The 14,187-nt window shown below is 50.8% G+C and carries 13 protein-coding genes and 1 pseudogene; 5 read left to right on the forward strand and 9 right to left on the reverse strand.

The features are described 5' to 3' along the window. The first annotated feature begins 135 nt into the window (after window positions 1-135). Complete coding sequence (locus NTD86_RS20710) at window positions 136-1,083, forward strand: LysR substrate-binding domain-containing protein (protein WP_262205075.1); 948 nt, start codon at window positions 136-138, stop codon at window positions 1,081-1,083. A gap of 80 nt (window positions 1,084-1,163) precedes the next feature. On the opposite strand, the gene NTD86_RS20715 is transcribed toward NTD86_RS20710, so the two are convergent. The 8 genes and pseudogenes from NTD86_RS20715 to NTD86_RS20750 form a co-directional block, all read right to left on the reverse strand. Further along, on the reverse strand, window positions 1,164-2,750 hold the full coding sequence (locus NTD86_RS20715) for an ABC-F family ATPase (protein WP_262205077.1): 1,587 nt from the start codon (window positions 2,748-2,750) through the stop codon (window positions 1,164-1,166). Between the two features lie 5 nt (window positions 2,751-2,755). After that, window positions 2,756-2,989 (reverse strand): annotated as a pseudogene (locus NTD86_RS20720) (integrase); the annotation flags it as partial. A 94-nt stretch (window positions 2,990-3,083) separates the two neighbouring features. Continuing rightward, window positions 3,084-3,830 (reverse strand): porin family protein, encoded by a 747-nt coding sequence (locus tag NTD86_RS20725; protein ID WP_262205079.1) that lies wholly within the window; start codon window positions 3,828-3,830, stop codon window positions 3,084-3,086. A 225-nt stretch (window positions 3,831-4,055) separates the two neighbouring features. Further along, window positions 4,056-5,072 (reverse strand): fimbrial protein, encoded by a 1,017-nt coding sequence (locus tag NTD86_RS20730; RefSeq protein ID WP_262205081.1) that lies wholly within the window; start codon window positions 5,070-5,072, stop codon window positions 4,056-4,058. A 9-nt stretch (window positions 5,073-5,081) separates the two neighbouring features. Continuing rightward, entirely contained in the window at window positions 5,082-7,628 is a 2,547-nt protein-coding gene (locus tag NTD86_RS20735) for a fimbria/pilus outer membrane usher protein (RefSeq protein ID WP_262205083.1), read from the reverse strand. A 22-nt stretch (window positions 7,629-7,650) separates the two neighbouring features. Further along, on the reverse strand, window positions 7,651-8,352 hold the full coding sequence (locus NTD86_RS20740) for a molecular chaperone (protein ID WP_262205084.1): 702 nt from the start codon (window positions 8,350-8,352) through the stop codon (window positions 7,651-7,653). Window positions 8,353-8,467: 115 nt separating this feature from the next. Further along, entirely contained in the window at window positions 8,468-9,004 is a 537-nt protein-coding gene (locus NTD86_RS20745) for a fimbrial protein (protein ID WP_262205086.1), read from the reverse strand. Window positions 9,005-10,300: 1,296 nt separating this feature from the next. Next, entirely contained in the window at window positions 10,301-11,245 is a 945-nt protein-coding gene (locus tag NTD86_RS20750) for a LysR family transcriptional regulator (protein ID WP_262205216.1), read from the reverse strand. A gap of 129 nt (window positions 11,246-11,374) precedes the next feature. Here NTD86_RS20750 and NTD86_RS20755 point away from each other — a divergent pair, with 129 nt between their 5' ends. After that, on the forward strand, window positions 11,375-11,650 hold the full coding sequence (locus NTD86_RS20755; protein ID WP_262205088.1) for a DUF2798 domain-containing protein: 276 nt from the start codon (window positions 11,375-11,377) through the stop codon (window positions 11,648-11,650). An 11-nt stretch (window positions 11,651-11,661) separates the two neighbouring features. On the opposite strand, the gene NTD86_RS20760 is transcribed toward NTD86_RS20755, so the two are convergent. Beyond that, entirely contained in the window at window positions 11,662-12,162 is a 501-nt protein-coding gene (locus tag NTD86_RS20760; protein WP_262205090.1) for an HPP family protein, read from the reverse strand. A gap of 21 nt (window positions 12,163-12,183) precedes the next feature. Here NTD86_RS20760 and NTD86_RS20765 point away from each other — a divergent pair, with 21 nt between their 5' ends. The 3 genes from NTD86_RS20765 (at window position 12,184) to hdeA (ending at window position 14,023) form a co-directional block, all read left to right on the forward strand. Next, window positions 12,184-12,825 (forward strand): TetR/AcrR family transcriptional regulator, encoded by a 642-nt coding sequence (locus NTD86_RS20765; RefSeq protein ID WP_262205092.1) that lies wholly within the window; start codon window positions 12,184-12,186, stop codon window positions 12,823-12,825. A gap of 53 nt (window positions 12,826-12,878) precedes the next feature. Then, on the forward strand, window positions 12,879-13,232 hold the full coding sequence (locus NTD86_RS20770; protein WP_262205094.1) for a hypothetical protein: 354 nt from the start codon (window positions 12,879-12,881) through the stop codon (window positions 13,230-13,232). A 476-nt stretch (window positions 13,233-13,708) separates the two neighbouring features. Then, complete coding sequence (hdeA, locus tag NTD86_RS20775; protein WP_262205096.1) at window positions 13,709-14,023, forward strand: acid-activated periplasmic chaperone HdeA; 315 nt, start codon at window positions 13,709-13,711, stop codon at window positions 14,021-14,023. The last annotated feature ends 164 nt before the right edge of the window (window positions 14,024-14,187 follow it).

Raw genomic sequence — 14,187 nt, forward strand, 5'->3', positions numbered from 1 at the left:
GTTGGATCGGTAAAATCGCGCTCGTTTGAGCGTGGAAGAAGGCTAAAGCGGTTTTTGTGTGAAGAAAATATGGTGATTTCTGTGAGTTTTATTAGAATTTCTAAACTTTATATCCCATGAGATGTTCACCTCGCCATGAGCCGCTTGCCGCCCTTACGTGCCCTGCAAATATTTGAAACCGTCGGTCACTGTGGCGGGATCTCCGAAGCTGCCAAACGCTTGAACATCTCAGTCGGGGCAGTGAGTCAACAGATGAAGTTGCTTGATGAGGCGCTGGGCATGAACCTGACAGTCAAAGAAGGGCAACGCTTACGGCTCAATGCCATCGGCCAGCGTTTTCACGCGCGGTGTTCTCTTGCATTTGAAGAACTGAGGGCCGCCGTGTCCGAGGTGGAGCGCTCGAAAAACCCCAACAATTTATATGTCAGTGGCCTGCCTTCTCTCATGACCAAGTGGCTGGGGCCGCTTATCTATGAATGGCAGCATGACCACAGTGATCTGGACATCTATCTGGATGGCACGCTGGCGGAAACGTTAGAGGAAGAAAACGCAGACTTTCGGATAGGCTATGGCGAGCCGGGGCAATACGGTGCACACAGCGTGATGTTGTTCCGCGATTGCGTGGTGCCGGCTTGTTCGCCAAGGCTCCTGGGGCGGCCGGGCCCGGTGGAGCAGCCCGCTGACATACTCAACTACCCCCTTATCCGCATTGACTCGCGGCCGAAATTTGACTCGCCGCCTTCATGGGCCGAATGGTTTGGCCTGGAAGGCGTCGCTGCTGAACAGGCGATTGCCATACGACGAAGTTATTCTTCATCCAGCATGGCGATTCAGGCCGCCATCGATCACCAAGGCATCGTACTGGCGCAGTTTTCAATGATTGCCCGCGACATCGACAAAGGCCGCCTGATCATTGCCTGGCCGCGTGCCATGCCGCTTCCTTCGTCTTATTACCTGAGTTGGCACCCAAACACATTGCACAAAGCGCAATGCCGAGCCTTCCAGCGCTGGCTGATAGGGCGAGGGAGAGCGCAAGAGAAAATGACCGACGGACTACTGGCTGAGCAGCAGTCAGGACATTGAGCAGGGTAAAACGAAAAACCCCGTCACAAGGACGGGGTTTTTGTTGGCGCATCTGACTCAGCGACAAGCAGTTTCAGCCATCAGAACACTACGCCCTGGCTGCGCAGGTAGTCATCGTAAGTGCCGCTGAAGTCGATCACGCCATTCGGGCTCAGCTCGATAATGCGAGTGGCCAGCGACGATACGAACTCACGGTCATGGCTGACGAAGATCAGCGTGCCCGGGTAGTTTTCCAGCGCCAGGTTCAGCGCCTCAATGGATTCCATGTCCAAGTGGTTGGTCGGTTCGTCCATCACCAGCACGTTCGGTTTTTGCAGAATCAACTTGCCGAATAGCATGCGACCTTGCTCACCACCGGAGATCACTTTGACGGATTTGAGGATCTCGTCGTTCGAGAACAGCATGCGGCCCAAGGTGCCACGCACCATTTGCTCGCCTTGTGTCCACTGGCCCATCCAGTCGAACAAGGTCATGTCATCTTCGAAGTCGTGCGCGTGGTCCTGGGCGTAGTAGCCCAACTCGGCAGCTTCAGTCCACTTCACCGAACCGGCATCGGGGGTCAACTCATTGACCAGCGTACGCAGCAGGGTGGTCTTGCCAATACCGTTTGGACCAATGATCGCAACGCGCTCACCGGCTTCAACGGTAAAGCTGAAGTCTTTGAACAGCGTCTTGCCGTCAAAACCTTTGGCCATATGCTCAACGGTGACTGCCTGACGGTGCAGCTTTTTAGTCTGCTCGAAGCGGATGAACGGGCTGACCCGGCTGGACGGCTTGACTTCGGCCAGCTGGATCTTATCGATCTGCTTGGCACGCGAGGTCGCTTGCTTGGCTTTCGATGCGTTGGCCGAGAAACGGCTGACGAACGATTGCAACTCGCTGATCTGCGCTTTCTTCTTGGCGTTGTCCGACAGTAATTGCTCGCGTGATTGGGTCGCGGCAGTCATGTATTCATCATAGTTGCCTGGGAACAGGCGCAGTTCACCGTAGTCCAGGTCAGCCATGTGGGTGCAGACGCTGTTCAGGAAGTGCCGGTCGTGAGAAATGATGATCATCAAGCTGTTGCGCTGAGTCAGAACGTTTTCCAGCCAGCGGATCGTGTTGATGTCCAGGTGGTTGGTGGGTTCGTCGAGCAGCAGTACTTCAGGGTCCGAGAACAGGGCCTGGGCCAGCAACACACGCAGCTTCCAGCCTGGCGACACTTCACTCATCGGGCCGTTATGCTGTTCAATGCCGATCCCCAGCCCCAACAGCAGTTCGCCCGCGCGGGACTCGGCGGTATAACCGTCCATTTCTGCGAACTCGGTTTCCAGTTCGGCAACGGCCATACCGTCTTCTTCGGTCATTTCTGGCAGCGAATAGATACGGTCGCGTTCAGCCTTGACCTTCCAGAGCTCTTCGTGGCCCATGATCACCGTATCGATTACTGTGAACTCTTCGTAAGCGAACTGATCCTGGCGCAACTTACCCAGACGCACGTTCGGCTCCAGCATCACCTGGCCACCCGACGGCTCGAGATCACCGCCCAGGATTTTCATGAAAGTAGATTTGCCGCAACCGTTGGCGCCGATCAGACCGTAGCGGTTACCTGCGCCGAATTTTACTGAAACGTTCTCGAATAGCGGCTTTGCGCCGAACTGCATCGTGATGTTAGCTGTGGAGATCAATTGCTTTACCTATCAATAGCTTGGAGTTCGCTGGTTTGAGCCGGTATCGATTTGATACCTATTTGGAGCTTTTCCAGCTGGCTCCAATCTGAGCTTGAGTTGATCCAGCGCGCATACGTAGACAGCAACAGTTGGGCGCTAAGACCAAGTTGCCGAGAAATAAATGCGGGGTTCATGCCAGACATGGCGCGCATTGTCGCATAGGTGTGACGACAGTTGTATGGCGGTTGCTGCCGTATGGCTGATCGGACAATAAAGAATGGGGCGGGGGCGGGGTTGTGGGGGGTTAACGAAGGAGCAAGCCCCGGCATTGCCGGGGCTTGGTCGATCAGGTCAGAACACCAGGCCGACCTTGACGCCAAACTCGTCACGCTTGAGTTTGGTGTTATCGGCAATCGGCGTATGTTCGTCGAGTTTGTACTCGGTGCGGGTGTAGTAAACGCCCGCCTGGATCGGCAAGTCGCCTTGCTGGTTCATCAGCAGCGAAACTTCTGCATAGGGGTTGGTGCGGTCTTTCATGTCCACGGTCTCGCTGCCAAAGTGTTGAACCTTGACGCGGGAGCGGCCGTCGAGGGTTTGGCGAGCACCTACTTCGACGCGCAGGGTAGAGCTATCGAACTGGTGGTTGTAGCCCAGTGCGGCCTTGGCGAACGGAGACTTGTAGGTCAGCTTGGTGTCGAGATCGTTGATCTCTGGCTCGAAACGGGTCCAGGTGTAACCGCCGCCGACGATAACGTCGACGAAGTTGCGCGCATCCAGCGCCGCACGCCAGCCAAGGTCGAGATCAGCTTGGGCTTCCTTGAGTTTGTTGCCATCTTTCTTGCTGTATTTGGCTTCACCGCCAATCTGGTAAACGAAACCGGATTCGGCAGTCATTTTGTTGCCATAGGTGGCGAATATGCCGCCTTGACCCATGTGTTCCTTGTCGGACCTGCTACCGCCTTCAAATTTGAAGTCTGTGTAGGAGCCCAGCAGGCCGACGTTAAATACGGGATCGGTGCTGGGGGCGGCCATCACTGCCAGCGGTGCGCTGAAAAGGGCCAGCGCGCAGGAGTGACGTAGCAGTTTTGTCTTGAACATTGGTGGGAGTCTCCATGACTTAGAAAAATATCGAACGAGGTTTACGATACGAAGCTTGTAAGAAAAGTTCAAAAAAAAACAAAGAATAAGGCTGCCCCGCCCGATATACGGGTGGGTTGCTACCATCGTGCCCAGCAAAATCTCCGACTTGAGTGTGATGCGCCCCAGTCATTTAAGGACTTTGAGACGAGAGAGTGCGCATCAATACCAAGGGTTCCAGGGGTGTCATTTATAAGTGATAGTGAATGTCGCGCTAGCCTTCACGCTGCCAATGCCGACAGTGGAGGCCGTTTGAAAATAGCGGGCTTGAAGCGGGATATTGAAAAGTCCTTCGCTGGTGGGGGAGTCAACTTCAAAGGGTGTCTTTAGTACAATCGGCTTGTTTTTATAAAGTACTTGTATGCCAACACCGGATGCTGCGTCATCACCCTGATCGGTTGCCAAGACGCCATTTTTAAAGTCAAACGTAGTGCCGCCTATTTCCAGATTGATATTGGCGTCGGAGTTGCACGTCAATGGAATGGAAAATTGTGCGGTTCGGCTGTCATCGGGGGAGGAGCCGTAGCCTTTGAATTCCGAGGGTTTTACGATGCCCAATGGCACACTGATCGTCGGGCTATTGACAGTACAAGCCACGGTATATACCGAAAAAGGTCCCATGTTCACTATGGATTCCGGGTTGATCCAGTCTGTTTGGTTGACTCGCAGTAAAACTGAGGCAACTTGTCGACCAGTCACTGTGCCTATGCCAGTGTTTTGTTCGGTCTTGTAAAACTGAATCGCCAGGTTTTCTGTTACCGGCTGATTGAACAAGCCGTTGACTGAACATAAACGGCGAGCGTTTTCTATACCAATATCTGTCGCTCTGCGGGTAACATACAGCAGGCCTAAGTTGCCGCAGGCGTATCCCCCAATGGCATAGCCAACGCCGGCAATATTAGTCTTGAAAATACTTCTGTCATCGATAAGTTGGCTGTAATCACCCACGCCTTTTACCGCCACTTCCTGATAACTGATGCTCGGGCTCGGATTGGTGGTGCAAGTAAATGCCTGAATATTATTGATATAGATGGGGTTGCCGATAGGCGCGCCCACAGGCAAGTCACGCTCAATGGTCATGGAGGGCGGCGTAAATAAAGTTGCCGGTGTTTTTGTAGTGCAGGTATAGGCCAGGGCCTGTGTGCATACCAGTGAAGTCAATAAAACGACACAGTAGGGGCTAAGTGTTTTTATGGAATTCATAAATACCTCTTATTGACAGTATGCCGTGACGAGTTTTACACGGTCTTTATTGTTCTGGGTATCAAAACTGGCGTCACACTTACCGCTGCTCCAGATGACATTAATCTGACCCTTCTGTGGAGCACCACTTAAATAGACTTGTTGATGAGCATCCACAATGCCGGAAGATATCGAATTGCCGTTTTCGATGATCTGGGCTGTTGCGCCAAATGGAATGAGTGTTTGAGTTTTTAGCGTGATCAGCATTTTCGCTCCCACCTTAGTCTGGAAGTCGGCCAGTACCAAGGCTCCCTCTGTCGGTACGACGGTGCTCGTTGTGTTCAAGATATCGACATTGTTGGGCAGCGATGCTGTATCCAGTTGCAGGGTGTTTCTTTGATAAGGGGAGACATAAGGAACAACGGCATAGCCACCGCTGTCGGTGTAGATGCCGACGTTATTGGAGACCTTGATATTTTCGGCTTTGTCTGCCTTTACCAGCGCCAGAGTATCTCCCAGCGGTTGGGATACCGTTAAACCGTAAGGGTGCACAACAATGCCCCCCGAAGCACCATAATTGAGTTGCTGTGAGTCAGTGGTGTAGTTATAGCCCGCCTGGTATTGACCAAATTTGGCTCTATAGTCTACAGATGCACTGCCTGCTACGTCATGATCCTGGCTGTCATAACGCTGCTGTACGTTATAGCTCAACTGTTTGTCAGCTAAAGCATTTCCTGAAACCCCAACAGAGGCCATGGAATCGCCGTGATTGTTGTTGCTGGCGGAAAAATTAACCCAACTGTTCGATAACAGTCGATCGAAAGGGATTTGCAAGGACAGCGACACAATTTTGTCTTTGTTGTTATTGTAGAGCGATGAAGATTCTGAGTAGTTTAAAAAATAGCTGGCCGAACGAAAACTGCCGTTGTAGCCAATGTTGATGTTTTTCTCATTGCCCGATACTCCCCAATATGACTGCTGATAGGCAGACACATACAGGCTGCCATAACCCCCCAGGGTTTGACTGATTTCAAGTTGTGATTTGCTGCGTTTGTTGAACTGGTCACGCCATTGATAAAACTTTCTGAGATCTTCCTCAGTGTCGGCAGGCGCTTCATGGCCATACGCTGAAGGGTGGTTGGAGTAGTAGCCGTTGGCTTCATTAAAGTCGTAATACCCAGACGTTGAATAACGATACCCCGAGAGCGCCAAGGAGGTTCCGCTGGCCAGGAAGTCTTTGGAGTATTGGAAACGGAAGGACCCACCGTTTTTGGTTTTATCTGGCAACTCAGTCTTGGCAAACGTTGAATCGAGTGAAATGGAGCCTAAATCGCCGATTCCTTTTCCTATACCGACACTAAGTGCACTGTATTTATCGGAATAGATATTGCCGCCATACAGGGTTGTGGCATGCGGCAAGCCATAAAGCCCGGTGATTTGAGAAAATGACGGGTTTTTATCGTTGCTACCCGCCGAAGAGCGATAACGACCAACCGCCAGAGAATATTTTAGCCGGCCCTCACGCTGCATAACCGGCACTGCAGAAAATGCTTGGGTAAAGGTGCGAATTTCTCCATTGGCTTCCTTTATCGAGACGTGTAGTTCGCCGCTGGCGGAGGTGGGGTAGAGGTCATCAATTAAAAATGGGCCAGGAGGTACATAGGACTGATAAATGGTATTACCGCCCTGGCGAATGGTGATCTGCGCGTTAGTCTGTGCGATGCCCCGAATCACGGGAGCAAAGCCCCGTAAGCTCTGCGGCATCATGGCGTCGGAAGAGTAGAGTTGAGCCCCCCTGAAGGCAAAGCTGTCAAACACTTCAGAGGGTGTATAGCTTTCTCCCAGTGTGAGTTGAGACTTCAATGAGGTCACATCACGCTGAACATAAGTCGTCAGGCTCCGCCAACTGTTGTGATCTTCTGTGGATGACCATGCTGAGTAATTTCTGAGGCGCCATTCGTTAAAATTGACCCCGCTGCGTACATTCAAGTAGTGGTTCTGGTTGTCACCGGAGCCGTGCTTTATCCAGCTGTTTGAGCCTGAATAGTTGTAGTTGATGATGGCCGAGTTAATCCCATGGTTCCATTCACTTGAGGGCACTTCACCGCGAGGAGCTTTCTTGATATAGATTTGCGGGATGCTCAAGTTCAGTTTTTGCTGGGCAAAATCATAAACAAAGGAGCTGTCAGGCAGATAAGCACTTATGGATTCTTTCATGACCCCATTGTGCATCTGCATGAACGCTGTTGTCGCTTCAGGAAAGACGCCCCAGTTGACCAGATCTTCTTTGCTGATTTGAGGATGCAATGTGTCATCTTTCGCGGTGAAAACAATATTTCGAGTCTCCACTAACGAGCCGTTTAAATAAATATACGTGTGATAAGTGCCTGGTGGTTGAGCGCCTGTGCGTGTCAGTGAGCTCAGGTCTATGCTGTTGTGTTGGCCGGGTATACGATCAATTGCATTCGGTTCAAAGTAATCTTCAGAGATTACTGAGGCTGAATAGCCTGACAGAATCAGTAAAATCAGCACGTCATAGGAACGCGCTGTTCCACGAGTAAAGGAATTGTCAATCATGAAGAACCCAAGCTAAATGGAGTTATTTAAAATTTGCTAGCTTCATCTCATTGGAAACGCCACCAAAATCATTGATGGACTGCCAAGAGATATTTTGGGTTTCTTTATATTCACCCGGCAGGATGACTTCTGCATGGGGAGGGATCATCGGTGGTTCAGGAACTTTTTTGTTGTCCAGCAAGAGTGTGGCCAAGGTGATGTAATACGGCGAGGGATTGATGATGTGTAGACGCCCTGCATCAAATTTAAATTTCAAGCCCTGATAAGCAGTCGCAGGATCACCTTTGATGGACGTTGGACGGAAAAACAATTTCATGACACTTTTGACATTAATGGTCAGCGTGTTTATCTCGTCAGGATTAGTCGATGGAATGGATTTAATACTTAGCCAATACAGAGACTCCTTGTCGTCTGGCAATGGTTTTCCAGTGTATACAATGCGCACTGAGTTTGTTGATGTTGGCTCGAGCCGAAAGAGCGGCGGGGTCATGACAAATACCTGGTCATCATGATCGTTGATGTCAGGTTTCTTTGCCGCCCACGCCTGAATGAGATAAGCCCGATTGTCTGGGTTTTTTATATCCAGTGCTACCTGATTTGATGCTTGCGGGTAGATAACCCTGGTTCCCTGGATTTCAACACCTGAATAGACTTGCCCTGATGTAAAGAAACTAACCGCGGCGATTAGCCCAGCTAATAATTTGATCCCTTGCGCGCCTTTCACACGTGCTCCTTGGTTATTAGTGTTTTTGCAGATTAAAGTTCGATAGCTGTGTGCTGATAATCGACACTTTGCCTGCTCGGCAAAATGCCGATTATCGATAGGCTAAACAGGTGTGTTAGTTGTAGACAACCGTAAACGTGGCTGTTGCATTGGCTGAGCCCGGTCCTGCAGCTCCGCCGACTGCCATATATTTGGCGTAGTAGGTAAATGTGTACTCAGTGTTGGTGGTCGCCGCTGCATCTGAAATTACATAGTCTTTTGAGGCTTCTCCAATAGGGACCAAAGTAAGATTGTCGCGGTCAAAAATAGCAACGCCTACATTGGTTGCTGTCTGACCAGGATTAACAGCCAGAATCCTTGGATCGGCTTCGTTGACATTTCCATCGAAGCGAATATGACCGGTGAGTCCGGCTGGACAATCTTCTAGATCAATTGTGAATAGTTTTGCTGCCGCGGTCACACCCTCGGCTGCTAATGCACTTTGGTTGACTGTGCCCAATGTAACAGTCTGATTGTTTGAGTCTTTATTAACGGTGCACGCGGTGGCCGTTATGTTTCCTGTGAAATTGATTATTCCATCTGCGGCGTAGCTGTTCAGGCTGACAGCAGAAGATGAAAGGATCAGGCACGCCAAAGCTTTTCTTTTGAACATACAATGCCTCGGTAATAAAAGGATAATAACCGTGTGGGCGTTGTGGGTAGGCTTAGCTGATGTGGAATGCATGGTATGAATAATAATCACCAACACGTTCAGTTAAGCGCACAACTCCCTGTTAGTGCACTTACTGTTAGATGCTCACTGGTTCAGCTTATTTTAAAAAGCCGAGCGCAAACCTGTCAGACCCTTTTCATGATCAGGACGATAACGTTAGTGAGTTTTTTTCAAGCCTTTTTAATGCGCAGATACCAGCAGTTTTATGAAAGAATTACTGTAATTATTAAAAGACCTTCCAATGTTCTGCCAGATCTTTAAGGCTGTGCATGGTCGTAAAGACAGTGCACGTGCAACACTAGATTAGCTTTCGAAAAAATCCAGTAAAAACTTAAAAAAGTTGGGATTAGAGGACGTTGTTTTTGATGTAACGTAAATAGCCAAAAAATCGAGTTGGCGTGCTGCAAAAAAAAATCGGCTAATTGATGTTAAATAGCTATCATTCTGGCGGTGGCAGGCGATCACCAAACCCCTCAAGCCCGGATCAGGGTATGGCAATGAATACACATGACCTGTAGGGCTTAAGGTGCTTTAAGCTTCTGACAGATTTGGAGAGGTGGGGACTCCGCCCCATCAGACAGCTGTCAGCCCCCCCGACACGCTCTAATTGCGAGGGAGTATGACGAATTGGCCATCAGCAGTTATCGATAGATACGAATTTTCTGCCAGGTAATCTTGCTGTGAAAGGTGCCTGTGTCGTTTCGCAAGGCGTACCGCGTGGCCCGGTAAGCAGCCGTGAATCTGGAACATTGCAGACCGCGGATCTTGCGATAGGCCCACAACCAACCCCGTTTGCTTTTAGTCTCCATACCTTCAGCCTCGCACAAGGAGCCTCTTTTTTTAGAGGCTAGCGTTAAAAAATTACACTTGCTGGCGCACGAATAAATCGATTGAAGTTATTTCAAAATGGTAGGTATGAACGGTGTTATCAAGGCTTTGACTCTATCAAGGCTAACGACTGATAACGCTTATGTCGTTGTACTCAACTCTGCTAAAGATAGTCAATACAACCTGGCTTGCATCTTCAGAGGGGAGGGCGCTGGTCGCCGAGTGCTTTGAATCTTAGGGATACCGATTGGTGCAATCGCGATAGGTTTGGGTTCATTGCCTGTCACGATAATCTGCGGGTTTGCGGGCGATTTTAGTGCCAGTGCCAGAGGGTGCGCGCAAGAGTAGTTGGACTCGAGGGGATTAACCGACGTTAGATTTTGTCGGAGCTTTTTTCGCCGTATATGGCTACTGGTCGCTGGTAAAGATGTTGGCTTTTGGCCAGCGCGTCTCAAGGTGTTCAGTCAGATAACGGATGAAAGCTTTTACTTTGGGTGTCATGGCCGCGCGATCCTGGACACAGGCGTATATATCGAGTGGTTCGGTATATGACTCGGTGGTTGAATGGCTGCGCTGAAGTAGAGGAATAAGCTGGCCTGATTCGAGGTAAGGCGCGGCGATAAATTCTGCAAGTCGGGCAACGCCTGCACCATGTGCTGCCATTTGTGCCAGCGCGTCAATGTCATCGCTGGTGGCCGTGACATTGAGGGTGGCATAAGCGTGCTGCCCATTGTTGATGAAGCCCCAGCGCAGAAACCGTCCATCCAGCGGATAGCGAAAGCCCAGGCAAGCATGTTGTTGCAAGTCTTCTGGTGAGTTGGGCCAACCCGCTCGTTCAAGGTAGGCAGGTGAAGCGCAGATGATAAAAGGAACGGACACGATTTTACGGGCGATGATGCCGTCTTCCAGTTGAGGCCTGATTCTCAGGCTCAGATCAATGCTGTTTTGTATGTGATTGATCTTGCTGTCTGTGATGCTCAATTCGAGGGTCAGGCGGGGATGACGGCTAGCGAAACCTGCGACGAGAGGTGCCAATACGTGTCGTCCAAATGCAGCCGTCGAAGCGATGCTGAACCGCCCCTGGAGTTCTGTGTCACTGTGGCTGATGGCACGATGCGCCAACTCCAGATCTGTAACGATGCGCTGCACTTTGGCGTAGTAAATGTTTCCATCTTCGGTGAGTGCCATGCTTCGGGTCGTGCGTTGCAACAGACGTGTACCCAGGTGCGTTTCCAGGCGATTGATTGTCTGGCTCACCGCGGCGGCGCTCAGGCCAAGGTTTTTAGCCGCTCCGGCAATGGAACCCGCTTCTACTACTTTGATAAAACTATTGATTGCAGCAAACAGATCCATGTTTTGACCCGAAAATGACACGATTCGTAAGATCTGCTTTATAAACAAACTAGAAATAGCCGTCTAGTGACGTGTTTTTGATCTTGTTAAGGTGCTTATCAATCCAATTCAGTACCCGATAGGTCAAGCATGGACTCAAAACACACGTCTAATCCTTTGTCTTCCAGCCGTCCGAAGCTCTCGGTTCGAACCACGCCCTATGTATTTGCCTTCTACATGTCGGCAATCATGGCGTTCTTGATGTCGTTGGTGATTACGGCGGCCAATACCGGCGTAGATGCGCATTATTTGAGCAATGCTTTAGAGGCTTACAAACTGGCCATGCCAGCAGCCTTCCTGTGCATCCTTGTTGTCCGGCCAATCGTGCTCAAGCTGGTCGCGATAACGGTTCATCCGCATCGATAAACGCCATAAAGTCACAACCAGTATTTGGGATAACTGCCTTTGCTGCGTGCATTGTTCAGGCACAGGGCAGTGATCACGATGACCAGCGAGCCTGCCAGTACAGGCGTCAGTAAAAAACCCCACGGCGCCCCGGCCGTGATGACCACCAATGGATTGGCGCCAGCGGGTGCATGCACCGTGCGTGTCTGTTGCATGGCAACCAGCGCCAAACCAACGGCCAGCGCGCAAGCCCACCATTCATTGCCCAACGTGTGTAACACCAGCAGGCCGACCAGCGTCGAGATCATGTGTCCGCCAATGATGCTGCGGGGTTGAGCCAACGGTGAATCAGGCACGCCGAAGGCCAGTACGCAACTGGCGCCGAATGAGGCCATCAACCAAGGTGTTCCGGATATCAGGCTGAGCCAGCCCGTTGCGCCAATGGCAATGACCACGCCGATAAAGGACATCAGACTGAAGCGCAGGTCGGGTGCGGGCGGAGCGCTGGATTTAGGCAGGCGCAGAATAGGCATAGCAATGACTCGATCAGTGGGGTGTTTCAAAAGGATACCGATCGGTATACTTCGAAGTCAACCATTCGGTATACACTGGCGGCACTGACTCAAAAGGGAATCGTGATGAGCACTTCAGATGTGATCACCAAGGCGGCGCTCGAGTTGTTCTATCGGCAGGGATTTCATGCTTCGGGAGTTGAGCAACTCAGTCAGCACGCTGGCGTGACCAAGAAAACCCTATACCGTCATTTTTCGAGCAAGGAGCATTTGGTCGAGGCTGCTCTGCAACGGCGGCACAACGATTTCCTGCTGCAAATGCAAGAGGCGGTGGAGGCGGCTCCGACGCAAAAAAAACCGCAGGCTTATATCGAATTCATCATTGCCTGGACGCAGTCTGCTGATTTTCATGGTTGTGCGTTTATCAATGCGGCGGCGGAATACAGTGCACCCAGCGACCCTGCGCATTTGTTGGCCCGCGAGCACAAAAGCCAGGTGCAGGCTTATTTGCAAGGGCTTTGTTCCGAGGCGGATTTCTACCAGCCTGCTTCAGTTGCCATGCAACTCTTTGTCATCGGTGAGGGTCTTATCGTCAGCTCTCAAGTGTGTGGCGTCACGACTGAAGTGATCTCGGCGACCCGAGATTTGGTGGCCCTGCTGTGCGGCTCGGCTTCAGGTAAATAGCCACTCGGGAATCAGTTGGCAGTCATAGGCATAGGCCGTTTCAAGGAGTGAATATGCGGTTCAAGGCGAAACACCAGGGCATCCTGAGTACCCTCGCTTTAGCGGGTGCAGTGTTGGCAGGCTGTGCGAGTCAGCCTCAGTTTACGGGGCAGTCCGTGACGGATCCGCTGTTGCGTAAAGACGTATTTACCACTGTTGAACGTTTGTTTTCGGCAGTTACCCAGTGTCGTTCTATCCAAAGTGTTGATGCCAGCGTTGCGAGTGTCGAACCGTCGGCGACGGGTACGATTCAGAAAGCGGTGGAGAGCTGGCAGGTTTCTGGTTGCGGTACGTCCAAAACCTTTAAGGTCGTGATGACGGCAGATGACAGGGGCGAGACCAATTTCTCGGTGTCGCCGCAAGGCTGAACATCTTCTATCCAAGCGCTCTGTTACCGATGTGGAGCCGGGTGTTTTCTACTTACGCATCGTTTTGAGCTGAACGATATTCTGAAGGCTTATGAGGTGTTTGGTAATGCCGCGCATGAAAAGGCCATGAAGGTCATTTTGACCCAGTAGGACCAGGCGCCATGCCCTCCATTCAGCGTGTGTTTAATTATTGGCAGTGTTGACTTGAGTCAACTTTAAATCCCTGAATTCGGCAAACAACTGTTTGCCGAATTTATAACTTTTCGCGCGGCATGAAGTCGCTTGTTCTAAGCTCGTTAATTGTCTATCTCACTGTTATCCCTAGTGTTTAGGTAGGTGATAGGCCCTGGCAAAGTTGTCTTTTTTTTGTAAAGAGAAAAGGCGGGCGGTTGGTTTGACAGAACCCATATCCGCTACTAATGTCTTTTGCGGCAGAACAACCGTCACTGTCTCATTGATAATAGGGAAATATTCATATGAAGAAGCACATTCTGATGATTGGCGCAGCAAGCCTGCTGGCGTTGTCGACACTGGCTCAGGCAGACGCCAAGAAGCCATTGACGCAGTGGACTTGCGAAGATTTTCTGGCCGTCAATGAAAGCTTCCAACCTGTTGCCGTCGGCCTGGGTGAAGCCGTTAACAAAAGTGGCAAGGTAGAAGATGCCGTGCTTGATGTTGATGGCGTAGCAAAAGTGACCCCAGAGGTCATCACTGCTTGCAAGCAAGATCCAAAAGCCAGCTTCGTGCACAAGATCAAAGACGCATGGGGCAAGGTTAAAAAAGACGTATAACGTCTTTTCAGCCTGTACTTTCCCCAAGTACAGGCTGCACCCTTCTGTCGGCCTGAACCCTCTGCGCCAAAAACTGCAACCTCCTTCCTGAATTTCCTGAGCTCAATGCCCTCTATATAAAGACCTGCTGTCTGGTACGCAGGGATGACGTAGTAGACTGCCTT

The sequence above is a fragment of the Pseudomonas sp. 7P_10.2_Bac1 genome (assembly GCF_025465935.1).
In the GTDB taxonomy this organism is placed as follows: domain Bacteria; phylum Pseudomonadota; class Gammaproteobacteria; order Pseudomonadales; family Pseudomonadaceae; genus Aquipseudomonas.